At 33.7% G+C, this 24689-nt stretch carries 19 protein-coding genes; 7 read left to right on the top strand and 12 right to left on the bottom strand.

What is annotated here, in order from left to right; genetic code table 11:
• Window positions 1-238: 238 nt before the first annotated feature.
• The 3 genes from ACXAHM_RS11190 to ACXAHM_RS11200 all read left to right on the top strand — a co-directional run bounded on the left by ACXAHM_RS11190 (window position 239) and on the right by ACXAHM_RS11200 (window position 4620).
• Window positions 239-1798, top strand: a complete 1560-nt coding sequence (locus tag ACXAHM_RS11190; RefSeq protein ID WP_474960527.1) for a ComEC/Rec2 family competence protein — start codon at window positions 239-241, stop codon at window positions 1796-1798.
• A gap of 93 nt (window positions 1799-1891) precedes the next feature.
• Window positions 1892-3280 carry a phosphoglucosamine mutase gene (glmM, locus tag ACXAHM_RS11195; protein WP_474960528.1) on the top strand — a complete coding sequence of 463 codons (1389 nt, stop codon included), beginning with the start codon at window positions 1892-1894 and terminating at the stop codon, window positions 3278-3280.
• 194 nt (window positions 3281-3474) lie between these two features.
• Window positions 3475-4620: a cysteine desulfurase family protein gene (locus ACXAHM_RS11200; protein WP_474960529.1), complete on the top strand. Its 1146-nt coding sequence runs from the start codon at window positions 3475-3477 to the stop codon at window positions 4618-4620.
• Between the two features lie 93 nt (window positions 4621-4713).
• Here the strand turns inward: ACXAHM_RS11200 and bshA are convergent, their stop codons facing one another.
• The 3 genes from bshA to ACXAHM_RS11215 all read right to left on the bottom strand — a co-directional run bounded on the left by bshA (window position 4714) and on the right by ACXAHM_RS11215 (window position 7395).
• Window positions 4714-5856: an N-acetyl-alpha-D-glucosaminyl L-malate synthase BshA gene (gene bshA, locus ACXAHM_RS11205; protein WP_474960530.1), complete on the bottom strand. Its 1143-nt coding sequence runs from the start codon at window positions 5854-5856 to the stop codon at window positions 4714-4716.
• A 22-nt stretch (window positions 5857-5878) separates the two neighbouring features.
• On the bottom strand, window positions 5879-6202 hold the full coding sequence (gene ytxJ, locus ACXAHM_RS11210) for a bacillithiol system redox-active protein YtxJ (protein ID WP_474960531.1): 324 nt from the start codon (window positions 6200-6202) through the stop codon (window positions 5879-5881).
• Between the two features lie 86 nt (window positions 6203-6288).
• Window positions 6289-7395 carry a hypothetical protein gene (locus ACXAHM_RS11215; protein ID WP_474960532.1) on the bottom strand — a complete coding sequence of 369 codons (1107 nt, stop codon included), beginning with the start codon at window positions 7393-7395 and terminating at the stop codon, window positions 6289-6291.
• Window positions 7396-7554: 159 nt separating this feature from the next.
• Between ACXAHM_RS11215 and ACXAHM_RS11220 the strand changes: the two genes are divergently transcribed.
• Complete coding sequence (locus ACXAHM_RS11220) at window positions 7555-8430, top strand: SDR family oxidoreductase (protein WP_474960533.1); 876 nt, start codon at window positions 7555-7557, stop codon at window positions 8428-8430.
• A gap of 62 nt (window positions 8431-8492) precedes the next feature.
• Here the strand turns inward: ACXAHM_RS11220 and ACXAHM_RS11225 are convergent, their stop codons facing one another.
• The 6 genes from ACXAHM_RS11225 to ACXAHM_RS11250 form a co-directional block, all read right to left on the bottom strand.
• The gene (locus tag ACXAHM_RS11225; protein WP_474960534.1) at window positions 8493-9074 is read right to left on the bottom strand and encodes a hypothetical protein; all 582 of its coding nucleotides are present in this window, start codon (window positions 9072-9074) and stop codon (window positions 8493-8495) included.
• 179 nt (window positions 9075-9253) lie between these two features.
• Complete coding sequence (secA, locus tag ACXAHM_RS11230; RefSeq protein ID WP_474960535.1) at window positions 9254-12634, bottom strand: preprotein translocase subunit SecA; 3381 nt, start codon at window positions 12632-12634, stop codon at window positions 9254-9256.
• Window positions 12635-12881: 247 nt separating this feature from the next.
• A complete protein-coding gene (locus ACXAHM_RS11235) occupies window positions 12882-13427 on the bottom strand; it encodes an FKBP-type peptidyl-prolyl cis-trans isomerase (RefSeq protein WP_474960536.1) in 546 nt (181 codons plus the stop codon).
• 22 nt (window positions 13428-13449) lie between these two features.
• Window positions 13450-14571 (bottom strand): FKBP-type peptidyl-prolyl cis-trans isomerase, encoded by a 1122-nt coding sequence (locus ACXAHM_RS11240; protein ID WP_474960537.1) that lies wholly within the window; start codon window positions 14569-14571, stop codon window positions 13450-13452.
• 135 nt (window positions 14572-14706) lie between these two features.
• The gene (locus tag ACXAHM_RS11245) at window positions 14707-15612 is read right to left on the bottom strand and encodes an FKBP-type peptidyl-prolyl cis-trans isomerase (protein ID WP_474960538.1); all 906 of its coding nucleotides are present in this window, start codon (window positions 15610-15612) and stop codon (window positions 14707-14709) included.
• Window positions 15613-15632: 20 nt separating this feature from the next.
• Complete coding sequence (locus ACXAHM_RS11250) at window positions 15633-16646, bottom strand: DHH family phosphoesterase (protein WP_474960539.1); 1014 nt, start codon at window positions 16644-16646, stop codon at window positions 15633-15635.
• Window positions 16647-17243: 597 nt separating this feature from the next.
• On the opposite strand from ACXAHM_RS11250, the gene mutS reads away from it, so the two are divergent.
• From mutS to ACXAHM_RS11265, 3 genes are read left to right on the top strand one after another with little or no spacing between them, the layout of a single operon-like run.
• Entirely contained in the window at window positions 17244-19817 is a 2574-nt protein-coding gene (gene mutS / locus ACXAHM_RS11255) for a DNA mismatch repair protein MutS (protein ID WP_474960629.1), read from the top strand.
• A complete protein-coding gene (locus ACXAHM_RS11260) occupies window positions 19817-20344 on the top strand; it encodes a DUF4199 domain-containing protein (RefSeq protein WP_474960540.1) in 528 nt (175 codons plus the stop codon). The genes mutS and ACXAHM_RS11260 overlap by 1 nt, the downstream gene beginning before the upstream one ends.
• A 23-nt stretch (window positions 20345-20367) precedes the next feature.
• Complete coding sequence (locus ACXAHM_RS11265) at window positions 20368-21333, top strand: glycosyltransferase family 2 protein (protein WP_474960541.1); 966 nt, start codon at window positions 20368-20370, stop codon at window positions 21331-21333.
• A gap of 54 nt (window positions 21334-21387) precedes the next feature.
• Here the strand turns inward: ACXAHM_RS11265 and ACXAHM_RS11270 are convergent, their stop codons facing one another.
• The 3 genes from ACXAHM_RS11270 to ACXAHM_RS11280 all read right to left on the bottom strand — a co-directional run bounded on the left by ACXAHM_RS11270 (window position 21388) and on the right by ACXAHM_RS11280 (window position 24679).
• Window positions 21388-22083, bottom strand: a complete 696-nt coding sequence (locus ACXAHM_RS11270) for a hypothetical protein (protein ID WP_474960542.1) — start codon at window positions 22081-22083, stop codon at window positions 21388-21390.
• 146 nt (window positions 22084-22229) lie between these two features.
• Window positions 22230-22784: a DUF4136 domain-containing protein gene (locus ACXAHM_RS11275; RefSeq protein ID WP_474960543.1), complete on the bottom strand. Its 555-nt coding sequence runs from the start codon at window positions 22782-22784 to the stop codon at window positions 22230-22232.
• A gap of 383 nt (window positions 22785-23167) precedes the next feature.
• Entirely contained in the window at window positions 23168-24679 is a 1512-nt protein-coding gene (locus ACXAHM_RS11280; protein ID WP_474960544.1) for a SusD/RagB family nutrient-binding outer membrane lipoprotein, read from the bottom strand.
• Between the last annotated feature and the right edge of the window lie 10 nt (window positions 24680-24689).

A 24689-nucleotide genomic window follows, 5' to 3' on the forward strand; every position in this document is an offset into this window, starting at 1 on the left:
ATTTGGGATTGTAGTTGGATTACTATGTCAACAATTTGACTTTATCTCTAATCGTCAGTTCCCTTATATTGTTTTAGCAATAATACTTACGCTAGGAATTTGTAACAAGTTCATCAAAAAAAACTTTTATGTATACAATATCCTTTTATTAAGTGTTTTTTGTATTGGTTTTATAACTATAAAGTTACAAACAAAAGAATATCCAATCCCTACGCATTCAGGATTTTATTTAAAAATTATGTCTTTATTTTCAGAGGGAAAGAAGACTAATAACTACATTGGAGAGGTACTGTATCTAGAAGATAAAAATCAGATTATTCCTTTTGAAGGAAATCTCTTTTTGACTGTCCCTAAACAGCAATTCCTACCAGAAACTATTATCTATGTCGAGCAAGAGATGAATAGAATTAAAAATGACACTTTCGGTAGTCGATTTGATCAATATCTTAGGCATCAAAGTATTTACTATAAAGTGTATGCACATGAAACAACGAATATCATTTTACCTAAAAAAAGTAATACAATTAGAAATTCATTCCGTTTAAAAGTAAAAGAAACATTCACAGGAAAGAGTAAAGGGATTGCTTTTTCATTATTGCTTGGTGATAAAAAAGGACTCGCTTTTGATGAAAAAGAGTTATTTAAAATAACAGGAAATATGCATTTATTGGCACTCTCAGGGATGCATGTCGGGATACTCGTTTTACTATTGGATTTACTTTTTTTCTGGAAGAAGAAAATACCTAAAAAGTATCAGAAAACACTTCATCTTCTACAAATTCCTATTCTTTGGTTTTATGTCTACCTAACAGGTGCATCACCTTCAATAATAAGGGCTGTTTGTATGTTTTCACTTTTAATCATTGGGAATGTATTCAAAAGAAAAATCTCAATACTTAATAGCCTTAGTTTTATCTCTTTTTGTTTTCTGTTGTTCAATCCTTCATTATTACTAGACATTGGTTTTTTATTGTCTTTTTCAGCAGTTCTATTTATTGGTTTATTTCCTCATTGGGACAAAATACAACAATTACCTTTTCTACTACGAAGTTTATTATCTCTAATTATAGTTTCAATACTAGCGCAATTAGGCACTATGGCTATTGTTGCTTATTATTTTGAATACATTCCAATTTACAGTCTCTTTTCTGGGCTTCTTTCAGGCATATTTATAAGTATCTTAATGTATTTAGGACTATTCATCCTCTTCCTTGATCTTTTACATTTACCTATAGATTTTCTACTTAACTTATTTGATTTCGTGTATTTAGGACTACACTATTGGCTTTCTATATTCAAAGATTTATATCAACTTCCTTCTCCAAGATTGTCATCAATTTCTGCAAGTATGCTGACCATTAGTTTATTTGGTTATCTCTATGCAATCATGTATAAAAAAAGGATTCGCTATAGTTTATTTTTATTTTCAATTACAATAGCTTGTCAATTGATTTACAATAAGTTGAACCATGATAAAAATATAATATTTTACGCCACGAATACTCCCGCTTTTAGTTTTACTTCTGGAAATTCTATTTATAGTTTTATACTTGGAGACAGTCTACATAATGCTTACCAATACTCTTCGATAATAAAACCACATCAACAACAGTATAAAAATAAACAGTCTTTCTTTTATCCAAAACAAGATGGCAAAGATCTTTATATATGTATAGATTCATTACAGATCAACTATTTAAAAGACTCATTTACCATCAAAAAAGATGATCTTGTTATTTTTGAATTAAAACATTCCACTTTAAAAGAGAATCATTCGATAAAATTTAGAATCGATTGATTTATTTCCTTATCCTTCGAATTTGTATGTTAAAAGACTTTAACCTCTGAATTAAAACATTAATTTTGTAGCCTAATCAAATTTTTTGAAACATTGACATTAATAAAGTCTATTTCAGGTATTAGGGGAACAATCGGTGGATCAACTGAAGATTCATTAAACCCTATTGATGCAGCAAAATTTTCATCCACATATGCAAAGTGGATCCTTGAAAACTCTGATGGAAACAATAAGGTTGTTTTAGGAAGAGATGCTCGTGTTTCTGGCGGATGGCTCGCTGATATTGTATCAGGAACCTTACAGGCAATGGGTATTCATGTGATCAACCTAGGTCTTTCTACTACTCCTACAGTTGAAATGGCTGTAGAAATGGAAGGAGCTGCAGGAGGAATTATTTTAACTGCAAGCCATAACCCTGCTAATTGGAATGCCCTAAAACTATTAGATGCCAAAGGTGAATTCATTTCTGCTGAAGCAATGGGAGAAATCCTTAAAGATGCAGAAGAAGGAAACTTTGAATTTGTAGATTACAAAAAAACAGGAAAAGTTACCCTTGACGATACATACATTGATAAGCATATTGAAAAGATTCTAGCATTACCAATGGTAGATGTAGAAGCTATTCGTGCAAAAAAATTCCGTGTAGTTATTGACTGTGTTAACTCAACAGGTGGTATCGCTGTTCCAAAATTATTGGAAGCACTTGGTGTGGATCACGTAGAGGAGTTATACTGTGAGCCTAATGGCAAATTCCCACATAATCCAGAGCCACTACCAGAGAATATTACTGAAATCTGTCGTACTTTGGAAAATGGAAACTTCCACCTTGGAATTATAGTAGATCCTGATGTGGATCGTCTAGCTTTAGTTTCAGAAGATGGTACTCCATTTGGTGAAGAGTATACATTAGTTGCTGTTGCTGATTATGTTTTAGAACATAAAAAAGGAAATACAGTTTCTAATATGTCTTCAACAAGAGCATTACGTGATGTCACTGAAAAGCATGGAGGTACTTACACTGCTTCGGCTGTAGGTGAAGTAAACGTAGTGAAAATGATGAAAGAGACTAATGCAGTGATCGGTGGTGAAGGTAATGGAGGTGTTATTCTTCCTGAACTTCATTATGGTAGAGATGCTTTAGCAGGAATTGCATTGATTTTATCGAAGTTAGCACATTACAATGGTACTGCTAACATGCTACGTAAGTCATATCCTGAATATCATATTTCTAAAAATAAGATCGAACTAACACCAGAAATTGATGTTGATCTTATCTTAGAAAAGATGGAAGAGAAGTATAAAAATCAGCCCGTTAATACACTTGATGGTGTAAAAATTGAGTTTGATAAGGAGTGGGTACATTTGAGAAAATCAAATACTGAACCTATCATCCGTATTTATTCTGAATCAGCTTCAGAACAAACAGCAGAACATCTAGCACAAAAAATTATTTCTGATATTAAAGAAATAATCAAAGCTTAAATCGTTTATTTTTTAGATTTAATAAAGACCAACAAAAGATAAATACCTAATAATCTGACTGTTGATGTCTTAATAAATTATAATCAAGCGGACAATCTATTTAGATTGTCCGTTTTTTAATTTATTTTCGCACCTTTGGTGTGTAATATTTATAACTTTCACATACATACAACCAATTCTAAATTAAACACAGCATGAGTATTTACTTAGATAGTGCAGCAAGTACACAACTTGACCCGCAAGTAAAAGAAGTAATGATGGAATCAATGGATACTGTTTATGGTAATCCATCTTCAACACACGCTCACGGTAGAGCTTCAAAAGCAGAACTCGAAAAAGCACGTAAATCAATTGCTCAATGTATCAATGCTTTACCTTCAGAAATTATTTTCACTTCAGGTGGAACTGAAACTGACAATGCAGCTATCAAAGGCCTTGTATGTGCCTATGGTTTAAAAAGAATCATTACATCAAAATTAGAACATCATGCAGTTCTTCATATCACAGAACATTTAGCAAAAGAAAATGATATCGAATTGATTTTCTTGGACTGTGATAACCAAGGTAATTTAGACCTTGACCAATTAGAAGCTTTATTACAAGAAAAAGGAGAGGAGACATTAGTAACCTTAATGCACTGCAACAATGAAATCGGAAATATTCTTGATATCAAAAGAGTAGGTGAATTATGTAAAGCTGCTGGTGCTTATTTCCATTCTGACACTGTTCAAAGTGTTGGTCACTTCCCTGTAGATGTAAAAGAGTTACATATCCACACATTGGCTGGTGCAGCTCATAAATTCCATGGTCCAAAAGGTTCTGGATTTATGTATGTAAAAAAAGGAACAAAAATGCCTGCATTAATTGAAGGTGGCGGACAAGAAAGAGAAATTCGTTCTGGAACTGAAAACGTGTGGGGTATCGTAGGATTAGCAAAAGCTTTAGAAATTGCTACAGCTGAAATGGATGCTCATACTTCACATATCAAAGAAGTTAAGGAATATATGAAAGAACAATTATCTGCTCATATTCCAGGTGTTCAGTTTAATGGTATGAGTGATGATGTAGATAACAGTTTATACACTGTATTGAACGTAAGCTTCCCTCCATCAGAGAAAAATGGTATGCTTCTTTTTGCTCTTGATTTACATAAAATATCGGTTTCAGGTGGTAGTGCTTGTAGCAGTGGGGCTGCTCAAGGTTCTCACGTTATTACTGGTATCTGTGGTGATCCTGAAAGAACTTCTGTACGTTTCTCTTTCTCAAAAAATAATACAAAAGAAGAGATCGATACAGTTATCGTTAAATTGAAAGAAATCTTAGATTTGGTTGAAGTTTAAAAATCATCAATCTAAGCAAAAAATAAAAAGAGACTGCTTCATAAACTAATCATGAGGTAGTCTCTTTATCTCTTATAAAATTAAATAGAATTACTACCCTACTTTCTCTTTTGTTTTCTCAATCGCTAACTTATAAACCTCTTCATATTGAGGAATAATCTCAGCAATGTTATAACGTTGTGCTTGCTTTAAAGCATTTGCTTTAAAACGAGGTAGATTTTCATCTTCTAAGATATATAATGCATTTTTAGCCATATCTTCCACATCTCCAACATTACTCATCATACCTGTTTCTCCATGGATGTTTACTTCAGGAATACCTCCAGCATTTGAAGATATTACAGGTACTTCACAAGCCATTGCTTCAAGGGCAGCTAGACCAAAACTTTCTTTTTCTGATGGCATTAAGAATAAATCTGCTACGGATAAGATTTCTTCCACTTCTGCTAATTTCCCAAGGAAACGAACATCATTACAAGTTCTTAATTCATAACATTTTTCTTCAAGATTAGCACGTTCAGGTCCATCTCCAACCATCAGTAATTTACAAGGAATCTTTTCTCTAACTCTTTTGAAAACTTCTAATGCATCATCAGCTCTTTTTACTTCTCTCATATTAGAAACATGAATCAGTAATTTTTCACCTTCTGGACAAATTGCTTTCTTGAAATGATCTTTCTTATGTTTTGTGAATCGCTTAAGATCAACAAAGTTAGGTACTACTTTAATATCTTTCGTCAGGTCGAAATATTGATATGTTTCTTCTTTAAGACTTTCTGAAACTGAAGTGACACAATCGGACTCATCTATAGAAAAGGCAACTACAGGCCCTAAGCTATCGTCTTTTCCTACCAAGGTCACGTCTGTACCATGAAGTGTGGTAACGATAGGCATATTGATACCTTTTTTTGCTAAAATTTTCTTTGCTGTGTAAGCTGCTGAAGCATGAGGAATTGCATAATGAGCATGCAATACATCCAATTTTTCAGACAATGCCACTTCCACCATTTTACTTGTCAAAGCAAGTTCATATGGAGGATATTTAAATAATGGATAAGTTTTAATATCTACTTTATGATAGTAGATATTTTCATCAAAAAACTCTAGTCTTGTAGGTTGATCATAAGTAATAAAGTGTACCTCATGACCAAGGTCTGCAGCTAAACTTTTTCCTAATTCAGTGGCAACTACCCCACTACCACCGTAGGTAGGGTAACATATGATACCAATTTTCATGGCGTTATATATTTGATGATAATTAAGCTACAATATCTGCATATGAGATTCCCATGTGAGAAGCCGTATACGCTACTTCTCCTTTGTCTAAAACAATAACTTGAGGAGATTGGTGCTCAACATTGAACTTTTCTGCAATAGCGTTCGAAATATTTCTGTATTGAATCAAATCAAGGTAATATGCTTCAATACCATTTCCGTCATCCCATGACCTTTCTAATCTATTCAACGCCATTGAACTGATAGAACAACGTGTAGAGTGTTTTAAAATTAGGACTTTTTTTGATTGAGATAATGCAACCAACTCGTCTAATTGAGAGATATCGGTTAACTGATGCCAGTTCATAATTTCTAAAATTCGTTTAAACAACGTTTGCAAGGTAGCGAAAATTAATGACAATCAGTAATCAATTACTCCCATGTACTTGTCGATTATTCCGGATTGTTCTTTTGAACGATTTGTTCTCTATGCTTTCTCTTTACTTCTAAATCTTTTTGTTTATCATCCAGCCACATTTCCTCTCGCATTTGCCATTGTTTTACAGCTACTCGATTAATTATTTCATCGATTACTGAACTACCTAATTCTTGAATTAGCTTTTCGTTTCCTTCTTTTGCTTTTGAGAATAATATTCCTTCTATAATTTCATACACAACATCCTTGAGTACTTCTTCATTTTTTTCAGAAGCAATATCAGAGAACAATTCATTGGTTACTTTAAAAACAATATCGGAGATAGCATCTTCTAATCTTGAGGATGCATAGCTTCCTAAAACAGGTATTTTTTTAATATCTTTTACTTCACTATTCTCACTAACAGCCTCTTCAATTAATACAGAAACATAGCCTTCCAACTCTTCTTGTCGGTTACTATAAGTCTCTCTCATCGCGTGCATTACTTTTCTGGAAATAAAAATAGATAAGTTTTCTTGATAAGGCTTTATTACATCCGCCATAAACTTCTGATTAGAATAACTTCCTGAATTCAATTCATCTTTGACTCCTTCCAAAACATTAATGACTACGGCATCTGAAATTTCCTCTACCACAATTTCCTTTACATGTAATGCAGAACGGAAAAGGCCCAAGTTTTCCAAATTTATTACTTCATGTTTATGCCACCTTACAAGCATTGCAAAAACACGAAAAAGTCTAAAAAAGTGCATTCCAGGAAAAGAACCAATCAAATCATAGAAGTAAACAAAAGGATAGAAGTACCATTTTGCAAACTGTTTTTCCTTATACGATTCATACCATGACTGTAAAAACTCTAAAAGATAAAGAAAGGCAAAACCCAATTCTATGATTTCAAAATTATCATAGATATATACTTTATAAAAAGAAGTAAAATTGACAGAAACCATATTCAAAAGTTCTCTGACAATATCTGTAGAAAATAAAGAATTGAACCCTACCCATAGCATTTGGAATAAGATTACATTCAAGACGACAATGTCTCTAAATAATTTTCTTCGTTCTTCTTTTGTATTTAACTTCTGGAAATCAAAATCTCCCTTTTTAAGGAAAAAAAATCTCATACACGTATAAAATGATATTATCCTAAAGATAATTAAATCTCATGATCCACAATTGTAATACTAAAAAAATACTATGTTTTTTAAGGTTAGAATTACATTATTTTAGAATCCTAATGTATATTTATTCTAACAATTGACAACACACAAACACCTTATTATATGTACAATAAACCAATGCTTCGAGAGGATGCTCTTGAAGGCAAAACGTATATCGTGACTGGAGGTGCAACAGGTCTAGGAAAATCAATGACAAAATATTTCCTTGAACTTGGAGCCAATGTCACTATTTGTAGCCGAAAGGAAGAAAAATTAAGTGCTGCTGCAGATGATTTAGCTGAACAAACAGGGAAAAGACCACATTATGTAGTTTGTGATGTACGAAAGTATGATCAAATTGAAAATGTAATAAATGAAACAGTTGAACAATACGGTAGAGTAGATGGCTTGCTTAATAATGCAGCTGGTAATTTTATTAGTCCAACAGAAAGATTAAGCCATAAAGCATTTGATACTATTGTTGATATAGTTCAGAAAGGAACGTATTACTTTACGCTTGCTATTGGAAAACATTGGATTGCTAATGGACAAAAGGGTACAATGCTTAATATTGTAACGACTTATGCGTCTACAGGATCAGGTTATGTCGTTCCATCAGCTGTTGCAAAAGCAGGAGTCCTTGCTTTGACGAGATCTTTAGCAGTTGAATGGGCAAAATATGGAATTCGTTCGAATGCTATTGCTCCTGGACCTTTCCCAACCAAAGGAGCTTGGGATCGTTTATTTCCAGAAAATTTAAGAGAACAATTTGACGAAGCAAGTAAAGTACCATTAAAGAGAGTAGGAGAGCATCAAGAATTAGCCAATCTTGCTGCTTATTTGATGTCTGATTTTTCATCTTATGTCAATGGTGAAGTGATCACTATTGATGGTGGAGAGTGGCTTCAAGGAGCTGGTGAATTTAATCACTTAGAAGCGATACCATCACCTGTATGGGATGATATTGCAGCTAGTATAAAGAAAAATAACAAGAAATAATCTTACATTAAAAAAGGGAATTGAAAAACGATCAATTCCCTTTTTTATGATTCTAATGATTTCTATTTATAATCATCTTCCTCAATATGTTCAGCTTCTGCTTTTCTAGCATTCGCTTTTTTGATTTTTCTTGCGACTTCATCGGCATTCATTTTTTCTTGAATTAAGAATGCTGATCTATATTTTTTCTTAATGCTCATATGTACACCATGAGCTGTAAGACGATCAAAGTAATAACCTGCACGAACTTTATAATTAGGTTGTTCAAATGTCATGTCTACTTCATAATTTCCATAGATATGATTGAGATTATAGACGATATCTTCTGCTTTTGATCTATCATCTCCTGAATAAACTAAGATTCTATAGACAGGTACTCCACCTAAATCTCTTGCAGATAATTGAGCTAATATTGAATCTACCTCTGAATTAACATATCCTTTAGGTAATACTAAATCATCACCTTCTTTAGGTTGTTGCTCTACCACTTCTTCTTTAGATTCCTCTGTTACTTTTGGTAAATAAGGTGTAAAGTTTGTATCCACCAATTCCGATGCTGGAGTGGTTGACTTTGGTTGTGAAGTTTTACAAGCTGCAGTACCAACTAGTAAAGCGATTATCGTATAACGTATTAGTAGTTTCATATTTGATTTAAAATATTAGAACAATCAAAGTTAATCATTTTTATTAATCATCAATATCAGAATAACAGAAAACAATTAATATTGCTTCAACTGTCATTTTAATATTTAACAAAAAGAGCATAAAAAAAGACTGCTTCAATAATGAAACAGCCTCTTTTTATGTGTTTTATATCGATGAATTACCCTTCGATGATTACACATTTTCCGTTTTGAATATCATTCTCCACAGATTTATATTTTACACCTTCTTTGACAGTTCCGTCTGAATATTTCACCGTAACTCTGTCATTTCTTTGGTATACTTTTTCACTTTGACGTGGTTTTACAACCTCTACTGGTCCTCTTGGTGCTTCAGGAACACCTTCACCTTGTGGCGTAGCATCTGGAGCTAGTGCATTTCCTGCATCTGCTTTATTTGCTGTTACCTTAGGTTCGGGAGCTTGTCTCTTTGGCATCTCTGGAGCTGGCATTGGAGGAGCTTCTTGAACAGGAATTTTAGCTTTCGCTAAGAAACTAATAATCTCATCATTCACTTCTGCTAAGAACGATTTGAATAATTCAAACGATTCAAATTTGTAAATCAATAATGGATCTTTTTGTTCGTGAACCGCATTTTGTACTTGTTGCTTTAACTCATCCATTTCACGTAAGTGATCCTTCCATAAATGGTCAATCACTGCAAGTGTAACACTTTGTTCTAAAGCACTAACTACTTCTTCTCCTTCGTTTTCAAGAGCATTTTCAAGGTTTACATGTACTTGGAACATCTTATGACCATCTGTAAATGGAATCACAATATTTTCAACTACACCACCTCTCTCTGCTTTTACTTTTTCGAAAACAGGTTTTGCTTTCTCCCAAAGTTGAGCATTCTTTTCTTTATAATGCGTTAAAGCTTCTTTGTAAAGCTCTTGCGTTAAGTACTCTTCATTATGATGTTGGAAGCCATCTTCCTTGATTTTAGTAGAAATACCTAAGATTTTCAGGCAATCTAATTTAAAACCTTCATAGTTTCCTACGTGCGTTTCAGAGATGTTTGCTGCTACATCATAGAAAGAGTTCATCACATCTACCTGTAAACGATCTCCAAATAAAGCATTTCTACGTCTCTTATAAATTACTTCTCTTTGGTAGTTCATTACGTCATCATACTCTAATAGACGCTTACGAATGGCAAAGTTGTTTTCTTCTACTTTACGTTGAGCTCTTTCAATAGATTTTGTAATCATTGAGTGTTGAATTACTTCACCCTCTTGAAGACCCAATCTATCCATGATACCAGCGATACGGTCTGAACCGAATAAACGCATCAAGTTATCTTCCAATGAAACGAAGAATTGAGAAGACCCTGGATCACCTTGACGACCAGAACGACCTCTTAGCTGACGGTCAACACGACGAGATTCGTGACGAGATGTACCAATAATAGCTAAACCACCAGCATCTTTCACTTCTGGAGGAAGCTTAATATCTGTACCACGACCGGCCATGTTCGTTGCAATTGTTACTGTACCAGGTTGACCTGCTCTAGCAACAACTTCCGCTTCACGACCATGTTGTTTTGCGTTTAGTACTTGATGTTCGATACGTCTCATTTTCAACATACGAGACATCACTTCTGAGTTTTCTACAGAAGTTGTACCTACAAGAACTGGACGTCCTTGTTCAACAAGCTTTTGACACTCATCCGCAACAGCATTAAACTTCTCACGGATAGTTTTATATACATAATCCTCTCTATCGTCACGAATAATTGGGCGATGAGTAGGTACAGTTACAACATCTAACTTATAGATCTCATAAAATTCACCTGCTTCCGTTTCGGCTGTACCTGTCATACCTGTAAGTTTGTGGTACATACGGAAGTAGTTTTGTAAAGTCACTGTTGCATACGTTTGCGTAGCATCTTCAATCTTTACATTTTCTTTTGCTTCCAAAGCTTGGTGTAAACCATCAGAATAACGACGGCCTTCCATGACACGACCAGTCTGCTCATCTACGATTTTCACCTTGTTGTCCACCAAGATATAATCCACGTCTTTTTCAAATAACGTGTAGGCTTTCAACAATTGTTTCATCAAGTGAATACGTTGAGATTTTGTATCAAACTCAGCCACTAAAGCATCTTTTGCTTCAATTTTCTCTTCGTCTGACATCACAGCATCGTTCTCAATTTTACCAATACCTGTAGCTAGGTCAGGTAAAACGAAGAAGTCAGGAGTATTTGCACCAGTCACTGAAGCAATACCTTTTTCTGTTAATTCAACACTATTATTTTTCTCTTCGATGACGAATAATAAAGGCTCATCTGCTTCAGGCATTCTACGGTTATTATCCGCCATGTATTCGCCTTCAACTTTTTGAAGCAATTGCTTCATACCTTCTTCACCTAAGAATTTAATCAAAGGCTTATATTTTGGAAGTGAACGATGTGCTCTTAGTAAAGCTAATCCTCCTTCTTGCTTATTCCCCTCTTTGATTAATTTTTTCGCATCATTCAACATCTTTTGAGTTTGCTTTCTTTGCTCCTCTACTAAAAGTTGAACTTTTGGTCTTAATTCACCAAACTCTTCTTGTTGATCACCTTTTGGAACTGGACCTGAGATAATTAATGGAGTTCTCGCATCATCAATTAATACGGAGTCAACCTCATCAATCATTGCAAAGTGATGTTCTCTTTGCACTAAATCATCTTTATCTCTAGCCATGTTATCACGTAGGTAATCAAAACCGAATTCGTTGTTTGTACCGTATGTGATATCAGCTCTATATGCTTTTCTTCTTGATTCAGAGTTTGGTTGGTGTTTATCGATACAATCTACTGATAAACCATGGAACTGGAATAATGGTGCATTCCACTCCGAGTCACGCTTTGCTAAGTAGTCGTTTACTGTTACAACGTGAACACCTCTTTTTGCCAATGCATTTAAGTAAGCAGGTAATGTACCAACAAGTGTTTTACCTTCACCTGTCATCATTTCACCTACTTTACCTTGGTGAAGGAAAATACCTCCTAACAACTGTACATCATAGTGGATCATGTTCCACTCTACTTCATTACCTGCTGCCAACCATTTGTTAGCCCAAGTTGCTTTGTCACCTTCAATCGTGATATTACCATATTTCACGGCCATTTCACGATCGTAGTCTGAAGCAGTTACTGTCAGTTGTTTATTTTCTGTATATCTTCTGCCTGTTTCTTTTACCACTGCAAATGCTTGTGGTAAAATATCCATTAATATCTCTTCTAATTTTTCATTACGTTCTTTCTTCAACTTGTCAATTTCTTTGAAAGTTTTGTCTTTGAACGCAAGGTCTAATTTAGGGTCATTGTCGATTGTCTCCTGTTTTGTTGAAATTTCTTCATCAATTGAAGCTAATCCACTTTGTATGTAGTCGATAAAATGAGCAGTTTTAGCTCTTAGTTCGTCATCTGAAACTGATGATAATTTTTTATATTCTGCATCAATTTTGGCTAAATACGGTCTAATTTCTTTTAAATCTCTATCCGATTTAGTTCCAAAAATTTTAGAGAATGCTTTGGTTATTGAACCTAACATATATTTATTTTTGATTTGATCTTTATTACAAAATATCTTGTTATGTCTAATATCAAAATCGCACCATTACATTAAAAGCATTAGGTTTTTCATTGATATCGGACAATTTGTCACAAATTTAATGTATTAAAACGATTTTCAATAGGATGATGTTAGAAGTTGTATTATATATTCACTTTTTTTTCTTTAAACAAAAAAAACCGGAGAATAGGCTGTGCTAATCTCCGGTTTTTTCAAAGTATGTATATTATTGTTCGTCTGTTGTCCAAAGACTATCCACACGAATATTAAATATTAATGTCGCATTAGGTGGAATAGCACCTGTACCTGCTGAACCGTATCCTAAATGAGAAGGAATTATAACTCTCGCTTCTTGCTTTTCATGCATTTCGAAAAGAGCGATATTCCAACCTTCAATTACTGATGATTTTCCTAAAACCACAGGAAAAGGCTCATCTAACAAAACGTTACTATCGAAGATATCTCCGTACATCACCCAACCTGTGTAAGTTACTTCCATTGAGTCACCGTAAGATATTTTACGATCAGTTAGGATTTCATCTTCTGGCGTAATTGATGACATATAAACACCATAAGTGTAATATTTATCAATTGCTTCTTGATGAGAATCTGCACTAAAGTAAGGCGGGTCAGCCATGATATATTCTTCTATCAAGTAATTTTCAGCCTCTACGGGATCAATCTCCTCAATAATTTCACTTGACTCGGTACAAGATACACCGAGAGCAAAAATGCTTAAAAGCAGTAAGTAGTGTCTAATGCGGTTATGCATACTTTGTTTATATACTAAATTTTTATTGCTCGTCTGCTTTCAACTCAATCGTAAAGACTAAAGTTTTGAAAGGACGAATTACTTTAAATAAATCTGTTGTATTCGGATTATCGCCTGTTTCCCAATACGCCGTATGAGATGGCATTACAAATATAGCTTTTTCTCCGATTCTCATAGAGCGTAATGCTTTATACCAACCATTAATAACTGTAGATGAAGCATTTTTTTCTTGAGCTTCATTGATATCTTTATAAACGATAACTTGAAACTTAGATTTATCAGAGCCTGTATTTGAATCAAAAACTTCTCCATTTTGATCAATGAATTTACCTTCGTAGCGAACTTGTACAGTATCAGCAATATTTACTTGAGGGCCTAAACCTTCAGTAATAGTATGCTTAACGATAAAGTCTTGCATTACTAAATCAGTAACTGGGCTATCATCAGAGAAGTAGTTTTCTGCAACAACAGAAGTACTATCAACTAATCCTTGATCTTCAATACCATTAAATCCATCAATAGAATCCATTGCATATTGTAATGCATCTTGGTATTCTTTTGATGCCTGAGTAAAAGCAGTTCTTTGCTCAGTAATCTCAAAATCTTCTAGTGTTACTATATCATTAAATTCTAATCCAACCGATGTTGAAGCTGTACCACCGAAAGCTAAGTATGAAGGAACGTAAATTCTATCTACTGTCTGATCAGCTACATTAAGTACTGCATCTGTTACACCTAAACAGATAGCTCCTCTACGCATTGAGAACGTATAAGTAGAATCTTTTAAGAATACAGTTGTTACTAAGTTATCTGGATCAGTATCTACTTGCTCATCACCAATCAAACCTTGATCAAATCTTCTCAAATCAAGTTTTAATTCGAAAATACGAGTGTCTTTTCCGTCAGATTGAGGTAAATCTCTTGGAAACAACGATTGTGATCCGTTTGGAGTAATATATACACCATCACCACTTGGTAATGTACTCGTTTTATAATAATCTATCGCGTTCTCATTTAAGTATGATTCTAGAGTTTCAGTATCTTTAGCTCTGTAATCTACGATGTCATCATTAATACAAGATGTGAATCCAAGTAATGTGAAACCTGCGATAGCTGCTTTCAAAAATTTGTAAGTATTGTTCATATGATAAGTAGGTTTATTTATTAGATTTTGTTCGACGAATGAGAAGGACAGTTTAAATTTAAATATCCTAATACAACAAATCTACATCACTTATCAGTAGTAAACCCATTGTATTAGAATATATTATCTTATAAATTATTTTGAAGGATTAGTAAAATCGATCAATTCAACGTCAAATTTTAATACAGAGAAAGGCTTGATCATTCCACCTGCACCTCTCGCTCCATAACCTAATGCTGAAGGAACAAATAATGTTGCTTTAGTACCTTTGTTTAATAAAGCAAAACCTTGATCCCAACCTTTGATTACTCTACCTTGACCCAATGGGAAGTTAAATGGTTGTCCTCTATCTACAGAAGAATCGAATTTAGTTCCATCTAATAGAGTACCAGTGTAATGTGCTTCGATGTTTGCACCTTTTTCAGGAGCGTCACCTTTACCTTCTTCAGTAATTACATAGTACAAACCTTCATCTGTTTTTTGAGCATTCGTGATGTTGTTTGCTTTCAAGTATTCTTGAATTAATTCATCATCAATTGCTGCATATTTTTCAGTTTCAGCTTCTTGCTTTGCAATCATTTGTTGGCGGTAGTCATTCTCATCTTTGTATACATTTTTAGTACGTATAGAGATGACTACTTCTTGAGAAGGATCCTTAATAAATGCTGGAGGCATTTTTCCGAAGAACTCAGAAGCTACCATTTGCATTTTAGCAGAATCACCTTCGTTAAGCTCACCAATCATTTCACCTAAATAATCAGGGTTTTGACCTTGAGCAATTCTTTGTTGATTTACTGAATCAGAGAATACTTGCACTGCAGCAAACTCTCTTCCTGTTTCAGTGATATCAAAAATTGTAGAATCAGAAGTTGTAGAAATATTTAAAGTAAATTCAACAATATTGTTTTCATCAATTGCTGCTCCTCCGCCACTTTCAACGACAGTAAATTTTTTACCTGATGGAGTTTCTTTTTCTGTTGGTCCACAAGCAATAGCACCCATCATTAGGGCTGCAACTGCTATATTTCTTTTAATTTGCATATTCAGTTTATATTAATTCTCTATTTTAATTTTTCCTCGAGTACTTTTTTGAATTTAGCGACTGCTTCCTCAATAGTAATTCCATCAATTCTACCACCTGCAGCATTTTTATGGCCTCCACCATTAAAATGTTCTGCAGATAAGTCTGCTACAGAAAAATCACCAATCGATCGGAATGATACTTTTATTCCATCACGTTCGTCTTTTTCTTTGAATAAAGCTGCGATCTTAATACCATTTACAGATAAAGCATAGTTTACTAAACCTTCCGTATCTCCAGATTGTAAATTGAATCGTTCTCTATCATCTTGACTTACTGTAAAAAATCCTGTATTTAATTCAGGCCAAAAAGTAAGGTTTTCACCTAGAGCATGTCCTAAAAATCGTAAACGAGTTTCAGTATTATTGTCGTAGATTAAATTGTAGATTCTTGCAGTATCTAATCCAGTATCTTTTAAAGATGCTGCAATACGTAATGTACGGCTACTTACACTAGGGAATTTAAATGACCCTGTATCTGTAATCAAACCTGCATATAAACAAGCTGCGATACGTTGATCTATTTTTTGTTCACCTTTATCTAAGGCGATAAATTCATATACTAATTGTGCTGCAGCAGCTGCATCAATATCCCAAAGTTCGTAATCCGCAAATTCTTCTTTACCTCTATGATGATCAATCATTACAATTGTTTTCTTGCTAATGCAATTTCTCACCAAGGGACCAAGTTCTTCGATTCGGTTCAAAGAAGAAAAATCAACACAGAAGATTACATCCGCTTCTTCAATAATTTGCTCTGAAATCTCTGGCTTTTCTTTGTTATATATCACAACTTCTTCATGCCCTGGCATCCAATGTAAAAAAGATGGGTAAGCATTTGGAGAAAGTACTGTAGTCGTATGCTCGCTTTTTCTCAGATACCAAGACAAGCCCAAAGCTGATCCAATTGCATCGGCATCAGGTTTAGTATGTGGTATAATCGCCACTTTTCTTGGTTCTTCAAAAAACTCTTTTAGTGTACTAAAATTGTGCATAAATTTTTCACTTATTGAGTAACTCCTTTATAGGAATCACATACATGTTTTACTTCACACAAATTTGAGAAGTATGCACAAAAGTCTTAAAAAATGTAGTCTTAATCAATTTATTATCAATTCTCTAAGTTGATTATTATTACTTTTTGTCAACATTCAAATATAACTTATTGAAAATCTGAATATTAGTTAGTTAAATCTTCATTTTTTATTTACGTTAAAATACCTTTTAATTCGTTTTAATTATAAAAATTATCCTGTTTTATCTCATTTGTATTCAATATAGCTCTCTTAATATGTTTTACTCCTATTAAGAATATCAATGCTCTTTAAGTCTATTTTGCCTTAGATTTCAAACAAAATATAAAATCGTAAACCACTCATAAAATGCAAAAATTCATCTTCAATTCAGCTACTTATTTTGCTTTGATTATTATGTAATAAAGAAAATTTTAACATTGAATAAGTTCATTAATCAATGCTTTCATTAAATTTGCATCTTATGAGTTTATCTATGAATAATACTACATAGATAGCAACACATTTAACTAATCAAATAAAACCTTGGGGAAGACAAAGACAAAGAAGGAAACTCCGATGATGAAGCAGTTTAATGCTATAAAAGCTAAGCACCCTACTGCTATGTTATTATTCAGAGTTGGTGATTTTTATGAGACGTTTGGTGATGATGCAGTGACTGCGAGCAAGATCCTTGATATTGTATTAACAAAAAGATCAAATGGCTCTGCTTCTGAAACTGCTTTAGCTGGATTTCCTCATCATTCTTTGGATACATATCTTCCTAAATTAGTTAAGGCAGGACAAAGAGTTGCGATTGTAGATCAATTAGAAGATCCTAAAACGGCAAAAGGTGTTGTCAAAAGAGGAATCACCGAATTGGTCACGCCAGGTGTGTCGATGAATGACAATGTTCTTAGCGTAAAACAAAACAACTACCTTGCAGCTATTCATATTCACAAAAATGACTTAGGAATATCTTTTCTTGATATTTCTACTGGTGAGTTTTTTGTTGCTCAAGGAGACAAGAACTATATCGATAAGTTATTACAAGGTTTTGCTCCTTCTGAGGTTTTGTATTGTAGAACTGAACAAGAGCAATACACTGAGTTATTTGGAGATGCTTACCCAACTTTCCGCCAAGATGATTGGGTGTATACATCTGAATATGGCTATGATAAATTAACTTCTCATTTCAATACTAAGAATTTAAAAGGTTTTGGTATTGAAAACCTTCCTTTAGCCATCATCGCTGCTGGTGCAATTCTTAATTATCTAGAATTAACAGAGCATCATCATATCGATCATATACATCAAATCAGCCGTATTCAAGAAGATAAATACGTTTGGTTGGATAAATTTACTGCCAGAAGTTTAGAATTAATCTTCCCTCAAAATGATGGCGGTATTCCATTGATTGAAATCATGGATAATTGTGTGACTCCAATGGGGGCACGTTTATTAAAGAAATGGACTGTTCTTCCACTTAAAGATCAAAAAAGCATTGAAGCTAGACTTAATGTCGTTCAATATTTTACAGAAGAAGAAGATACAGCTGATGATATTTTGGGACATCTTCGTCAGGTAACAGATATTGAAAGATTAATTTCAAAAGTTGCTGTAGGAAGAGTAAACCCCAGAGAAATTGTTTTTATCAAGAAAGCATTACAACATGCTGCTCCGATTAAAGAACAATTAGCTAAGATTAAGCACACTGAAATCCAAAGCATTGCAGACCAAATCAATACTTGTCAGGTTTTAGTCGACCGTATTGAAAAAGAAATGCAAGATAATCCACCATTAAACCCTGCTCAAGGAAATATAATCCGAACAGGTGTAGATACTGAGTTGGATGAATTGAGAGCTATTTCTCATTCTGGAAAGGATTTCTTACAAAAAATTCAGGAAAGAGAAAGTGAGAGAACAGGTATTCCTTCTTTAAAAATCGGATATAATAAAGTATTCGGTTATTACCTTGAAGTGCGTAATACTCATAAAGATAAAGTGCCTGCTGAGTGGATTAGAAAGTCTACTTTGGTCAATGCAGAACGTTATATCACAGAGGAATTAAAACAGTACGAAGAGAAAATTTTAAATGCAGAATCTCAAATTTCTGTCATTGAGAATAAACTTTTCATGGATCTTATCCACGCTGCTACCGAATATATTACACCTATCCAACAAACCGCCGCTACATTAGCGAAGTTGGATTGTTTACTTTCTTTTGCTACCAATGCATTAGAGTGTAATTATGTAAAACCTAAAATTACTGCTGATAAAGCCTTATCTATCAAGGAAGGACGTCATCCGGTTATCGAAAGGCAACTTTCTGCTGATGATCCATATGTACCAAATGATGTTTATTTGGATACAGATGAACAACAAATTATGGTAATTACTGGTCCTAACATGTCTGGTAAGTCTGCTTTACTTCGTCAAACTGCCTTGATTGTATTAATGGCTCAAATGGGATCTTTTGTTCCAGCAAAAACTGCTACAATTGGTATCGTTGATAAGGTTTTTACTCGTGTAGGTGCATCTGATAACCTTTCTAAAGGTGAATCTACTTTTATGGTAGAGATGACTGAAACAGCAAGTATCTTGAATAACATTTCTGACAGAAGTTTAATCTTGATGGATGAAATTGGTCGAGGTACAAGTACATATGATGGTGTATCTATTGCTTGGGCGATTGTTGAATACCTTCACAATCATAAAAAAGCAAGAGCAAAGACACTTTTCGCTACACATTATCATGAATTGAATGAGTTAGCAGAAGATTTCCCTCGTATCAGGAATTTTAATGTCTCTGTAAAAGAACATAAGAAGAAAATCATTTTCTTGAGAAAACTAAAAGAGGGTGGAAGTGAACACAGTTTTGGTATACACGTTGCCCAATTAGCGGGTATGCCACCAAAAGTTGTTCGTAGATCTGAAGAGATTTTAGAGCACTTGGAACAAGATAAACGGAAGGAAAAGAATACAGAAAGAATCAAAGAAGTACCGAAAGATAATTATCAATTGTCTATTTTTGATGCTGTAGATCCTGTTGCCAAAAAATTAAAAGAAGAATTTGAAAAAATTGATGTTAATACAATGACACCAATTGAGGCAATGTTAAAATTAAATGAGCTTAAGAAACTTCTATCATAATGGAAAATCAACTTTCATATAGACCAACGGCAATAAAGTATGCTATTATCTTAGGTTTATTCCAATTTGGTTACAATGCTTTTCTTGTCGAATTAGGAAAATCATTAGATCCCTTCTTATGGATCTACTTAAGTTTATTTATTATCATTAATACCTATATCTTTGCTTTTAGAGAATTTAGGTCAATGAATGGCAATGCACTTTCATTCAAACAAGGAAGAAATTTAGGAACTATCTTAGCATTAGTTGCTGCAAGTATTTACTATATCTTCCAATATTTTTATGTTACCTATATTGATGATAGATCCGTTTTATTACAAATCGAAGCCGTTAAAGAGTTTATTAAACAAGCTCCTGACTTTTTTCCTGACAATGAATTAGCAATTGAGGAATTTAGTAAGACTGTTCGATCTGCTTCTCAATATATTTCTAACACAATCCTTTTTACATTTCTTGGATTCCTTTTATCATTAATTACTGCTAAATTGATGAAAAGAGAACCAATGAATGGCGAATTCGATAATTAAAAAACAAGCTTCAACATCCAATTATGGAAGAAAATAAAATAGATGTTTCTGTTGTCATTCCTTTACTTAATGAGGAAGAATCACTCCCTGAATTAGTCAGTTGGATTGATAAAGTCTTTCAACAAGAAAAGATCAATGGAGAAATATATCTAATTGACGACGGTAGTACTGATAATTCTTGGGATATCATTGTCGATTTAAAAAAGAAATTTGACTACGTTCATGGAATTCGTTTCCAAAGAAACTATGGTAAATCTGCTGCACTTCAGATTGGTTTCCAGGCTGTAAAAGGTGAAGTAGTGATTACAATGGATGCAGACCTTCAAGATAGTCCAGACGAAATACCTGAACTAAGAAGAATGGTTTTAGAAGAAGGGTATGATATTGTTTCTGGATGGAAGGAAAAAAGATATGATCCAATTACCAAAACCATCCCAACCAAGTTATTTAATGCTGCTACTCGTTTATTATCGGGTATCAAATTAAATGACTTCAATTGCGGTTTGAAAGCGTATAAGTTGAATTGTGTGCAAGGTATTGAGGTATATGGGGAAATGCACCGCTACATACCTGTTATTGCCAAATGGAATGGATTTTCAAAAATTGGCGAAAAACCCGTTCAACATAGAGCAAGAAAATATGGAACGACAAAATTTGGTCTAGAACGCTTTATTAATGGTTTCTTAGACTTAATGTCGATTACTTTCGTTTCTCGATTCAAAAAAGCTCCAATGCATTTCTTTGGTTTATTGGGAACACTTTCATTTATGACTGGTTCATTAGCCGCATTATGGTTGATAGGAGAGAAGGTTTATTTATCTTTTAATCATCTTCCAGTAAAAAGACAAGTGGTAGAACAACCTTTATTTTACCTAGCATTAACTGCTGTAATTATTGGTTGCCAAATGTTTATGACTGGTTTTATTGCAGAGATGGTCTCCTTAAATCAGCCCAATCGACATGATTATCATATTAAAGGGAGAATTTAGTGAAAAAGCGAGATAACTTAAACTGATAAGTTATCTCGCTTTTTTGTTTTATTCTTACAAGAAAAAACCTAATTGAACTTTCATAGTTGAGGTATCAAGATCTGTTAAACCTAAGGTTGTAAAATCATTATCTCCATCTATTGTTACATTACCAAAATTGGCTTCTACTCCTAAAGAAAGAAGACCAGATCTAAATGAGAGACCCACAGAATGATTTAACCCTGCCATCATTTCATCATCAATATAATTTGCCTCTAACATTATCAAAGTAGGTCTAATATTATAGTAAACATTCACACCTAAATTCTTTAATACTTGAAAGGTAAATTTTGGACCTAATTTTAGAAATGACATATCTAAGATATCATAACCTTCCTGATTTCCATTAATATAAGTATCAATTTCACCATAATTGATATCAAACCAGTTTACATTAATGGCCAACCCCATTTTATTTCCTCTTAATAGATACCAGTTGTTTCCAACTTGAACACCAAACATTAGATTATTAGACCATGAGTCATAGTTTGACATTCTAAAATTGTAATAATCATATGACCTCATGTAATCTGAATTTGGAAATGTAATATTGAAATCAATATTAAAACCATTTTTAAGAAATTTGTTTTTGACTACTTTTTTCACTTTTGTTTCTACTTGGTCTTGCCCTTGATATTCTTGAGCAAGAGTAGTGAAATTTGTAGATAGTAAAAGTAATAGCATTGAAGCTATTAGGTAAAAGAACTTCATAATAGAGTAAAGTTATATTTATAGATAAAGATTGAATTAAAAGTAGCATGATTTGTAATACTAAATATAATTGGTTAATTACACAAAAAAAAGCCTAATGAATAGAATTTATTCATTAGGCTTTTTAAGAGATGATTTTATTATATCTATTTCACCGGGTATTTATTAAAAATACTCTTAACGAAGCGGTTGATATTTCTTTCTCTAACTACAGGGCTTTCTTGTCTTTCTGTAAGAGTGCTTACAGCTGCAGCTTCCCATAGTAATTTCTTTTGCTTTGTATCAAAGATATCAATTACAAAAGTTCCTTCTGTGTAATCATATTCTGAGTAATGAGTTGCACCCATGCCCCAAGGTCCATACCATCCACCGTATCCGGCATTATATGATGTTACACTTTTCTTTTCTTTTGTAGTAAATACCATTCCTACTTGAAGATCTGCTAAAGTATCTTTTTCTGAGTAAGTATACCCTAATGTCTCCATATTTGAAATTACAGCATTTTTGACTCTTTCTCTATCAAACTCATTGACTTTGGCGTTTGTTTTTTGCCAAGGTAGGATACTGAACGTTTTGTACGTTGTAAAATCAGTACCTGGCTTGTAGTCTGTGTAAATTTTTGTTGATGAACAAGAAGTCACTAAAAAAGCCACTCCAAAGAACAAAGCTGCTGATAATATAAACTTATTTAGATTTTTCATGTTGTTAATATTTTGATTGTTTAGAATGAAACCGGATCGATTTTCTCATTTTTAATAGGCATCTAAATGTAAAGATACTTTGTAAATGATTTATAGTATTTTACTGAAACTATGTCAAGAAGGTTTAAAGACTAACATTCATTAAGACGATATAATTAATTTTAACGTCTTACTTTTCAGTAATGGAAAATAAAAATATCATAGATCAAGAAAAATTATAGTACAAAAAAAAGGTCCCACATCTGTGAGACCTTTCACTATTTTCACGAATAATACAATAAGGAGATTGAAACAGGCAGAGGAATAGTTATCCTCTGCTTGTATGTAATTCATTGTCCGTTATATTATTATTCACCTAAATTCAATTCTACTCTGATGAATTATTAGTTCCACCAGAAGTTTTGAGGCATACTGTTCGCTGCATTCATGTTATCCAAGTTTGTTGCAGCTTCAGAAGCAGGATAAGCAATTTTCCATTGGAAATACTCATCAAAACCACCATCATTACCTTGAGATGTAGCTTTGTAATCTACACCAGGAACGAAGATAGTACCAAAGAAGATATCTGAGTTTCTTCTTACTTCAGCATATGCTTCAGGTCCATTACCAATTAAACCAATCCACTTTTGCTTTAAGATTTCAGCAGTTGGGTTAGCATCAAAGTTTGCTTTAACTGATGCCCAGAAAGCAGGGTAGTTTGTTTCTACATCTGAACCTAAACCATAATACTCTAATGATAAGTTTACACCTTCAGTAAAGTACTGTAATTGCATTGCAGGATCACTTTCATGTTCTGCTCTTAAGAAAGCGACTTCCATAGGAGTTGCTACAAATTCAGGAGTGTCATAAGAACCAATATTTGCTCTGTTCGCTCCGAAACCTACATTTCTTGCCGAAATATCTTCACCATGCATTAATTGTGCATCAAACCAATCTATAGTAACGGTAGTTCCGTTATCATCATATGAATTTGTAAAGAATACTGGTAAACGAGGATCATCATCTGCTACATCAGTATTTCTTTGGTTCATCGCATTTAAGATCGCTTGAGAAGGGAAAGCACCACCCCAATCGAATGAGAATGCATCACCGTTAGAACCTAAGTTCCAAACATCACCTTCACCTGTGAAAGGAATTAAAGCAATATCTGCATTTGTTTCGATCAATGGAGCACCTAAAGCTTCAGTTACTTTAGCCGCATCTCCAATACGAGTTGCTAATCTTAAACGTAATGAGTTGGCTAATTTTTGCCACATTGAGTGATCACCACCGTAAACTAAATCAGCAGATCCAAAAGAGTTACCTGCAGTACCTAAAACTTGAACTGCATTGTCCAATTTAGCTATCATATCTGCATAAATAGCACTTTGTTCGTCATACTTAGGCTTAAGAAGGTCTTGTGTTAATTGTTCTCCAGCTTCAGCTGCTGCAAAACCTTTACCTGCGTTAAAGTATGGGATATGTCCATAGATATCTGTGATACGGTGAGCATTGTATACTTTCCATACATCAAGGATAGCCAATTTTGCTGGATCAGCATCATCTTCTTTTACATCCTTAATAGCTACTTCTAAGTTACCTACGATTTTTACGTAAGACTTATTCCAATATTCTCCAACCCAAACAGGACCGTTACCCGTAAGCCAAACTCTTGAGTCACCCCAAGCACCTACGTAGTGCATACCAATTTGACCTGTTGTTAATGAATTAAGACGTGATGTCTCGTGACCAACACCTGCTACCGCTAATTGCGTAAAAGTAAAAGTTTGTGCAGGAGAAGGTTTTGTTGGGTTGTTAGGGTTAGTGTTTAACTCCTCGAAGTCATCTGTACAAGCAAATGCTCCGAATAATGACCCTGCCAACAATATATTTTTAAGAGATTTAGTAAATTTCATGATTCTCTAT

Source organism: Flammeovirga sp. AWQ4_249 (genome assembly GCF_056161045.1).

Coding starts and splice junctions, on each gene's coding strand:
- ACXAHM_RS11190 (WP_474960527.1), top strand. CDS start 239: ATGTCTTTATTTTCAGAGGGAAAGAAGACTAATAACTACATTGGAGAG.
- ACXAHM_RS11200 (WP_474960529.1), top strand. CDS start 3,475: ATGAGTATTTACTTAGATAGTGCAGCAAGTACACAACTTGACCCGCAA.
- bshA (WP_474960530.1), bottom strand. CDS start 5,856: ATGAAAATTGGTATCATATGTTACCCTACCTACGGTGGTAGTGGGGTA.
- ytxJ (WP_474960531.1), bottom strand. CDS start 6,202: ATGAACTGGCATCAGTTAACCGATATCTCTCAATTAGACGAGTTGGTT.
- ACXAHM_RS11215 (WP_474960532.1), bottom strand. CDS start 7,395: ATGAGATTTTTTTTCCTTAAAAAGGGAGATTTTGATTTCCAGAAGTTA.
- ACXAHM_RS11220 (WP_474960533.1), top strand. CDS start 7,555: ATGTACAATAAACCAATGCTTCGAGAGGATGCTCTTGAAGGCAAAACG.
- ACXAHM_RS11225 (WP_474960534.1), bottom strand. CDS start 9,074: ATGAAACTACTAATACGTTATACGATAATCGCTTTACTAGTTGGTACT.
- secA (WP_474960535.1), bottom strand. CDS start 12,634: ATGTTAGGTTCAATAACCAAAGCATTCTCTAAAATTTTTGGAACTAAA.
- ACXAHM_RS11235 (WP_474960536.1), bottom strand. CDS start 13,427: ATGCATAACCGCATTAGACACTACTTACTGCTTTTAAGCATTTTTGCT.
- ACXAHM_RS11240 (WP_474960537.1), bottom strand. CDS start 14,571: ATGAACAATACTTACAAATTTTTGAAAGCAGCTATCGCAGGTTTCACA.
- ACXAHM_RS11245 (WP_474960538.1), bottom strand. CDS start 15,612: ATGCAAATTAAAAGAAATATAGCAGTTGCAGCCCTAATGATGGGTGCT.
- ACXAHM_RS11250 (WP_474960539.1), bottom strand. CDS start 16,646: ATGCACAATTTTAGTACACTAAAAGAGTTTTTTGAAGAACCAAGAAAA.
- mutS (WP_474960629.1), top strand. CDS start 17,244: ATGATGAAGCAGTTTAATGCTATAAAAGCTAAGCACCCTACTGCTATG.
- ACXAHM_RS11260 (WP_474960540.1), top strand. CDS start 19,817: ATGGAAAATCAACTTTCATATAGACCAACGGCAATAAAGTATGCTATT.
- ACXAHM_RS11265 (WP_474960541.1), top strand. CDS start 20,368: ATGGAAGAAAATAAAATAGATGTTTCTGTTGTCATTCCTTTACTTAAT.
- ACXAHM_RS11270 (WP_474960542.1), bottom strand. CDS start 22,083: ATGAAGTTCTTTTACCTAATAGCTTCAATGCTATTACTTTTACTATCT.
- ACXAHM_RS11275 (WP_474960543.1), bottom strand. CDS start 22,784: ATGAAAAATCTAAATAAGTTTATATTATCAGCAGCTTTGTTCTTTGGA.
- ACXAHM_RS11280 (WP_474960544.1), bottom strand. CDS start 24,679: ATGAAATTTACTAAATCTCTTAAAAATATATTGTTGGCAGGGTCATTA.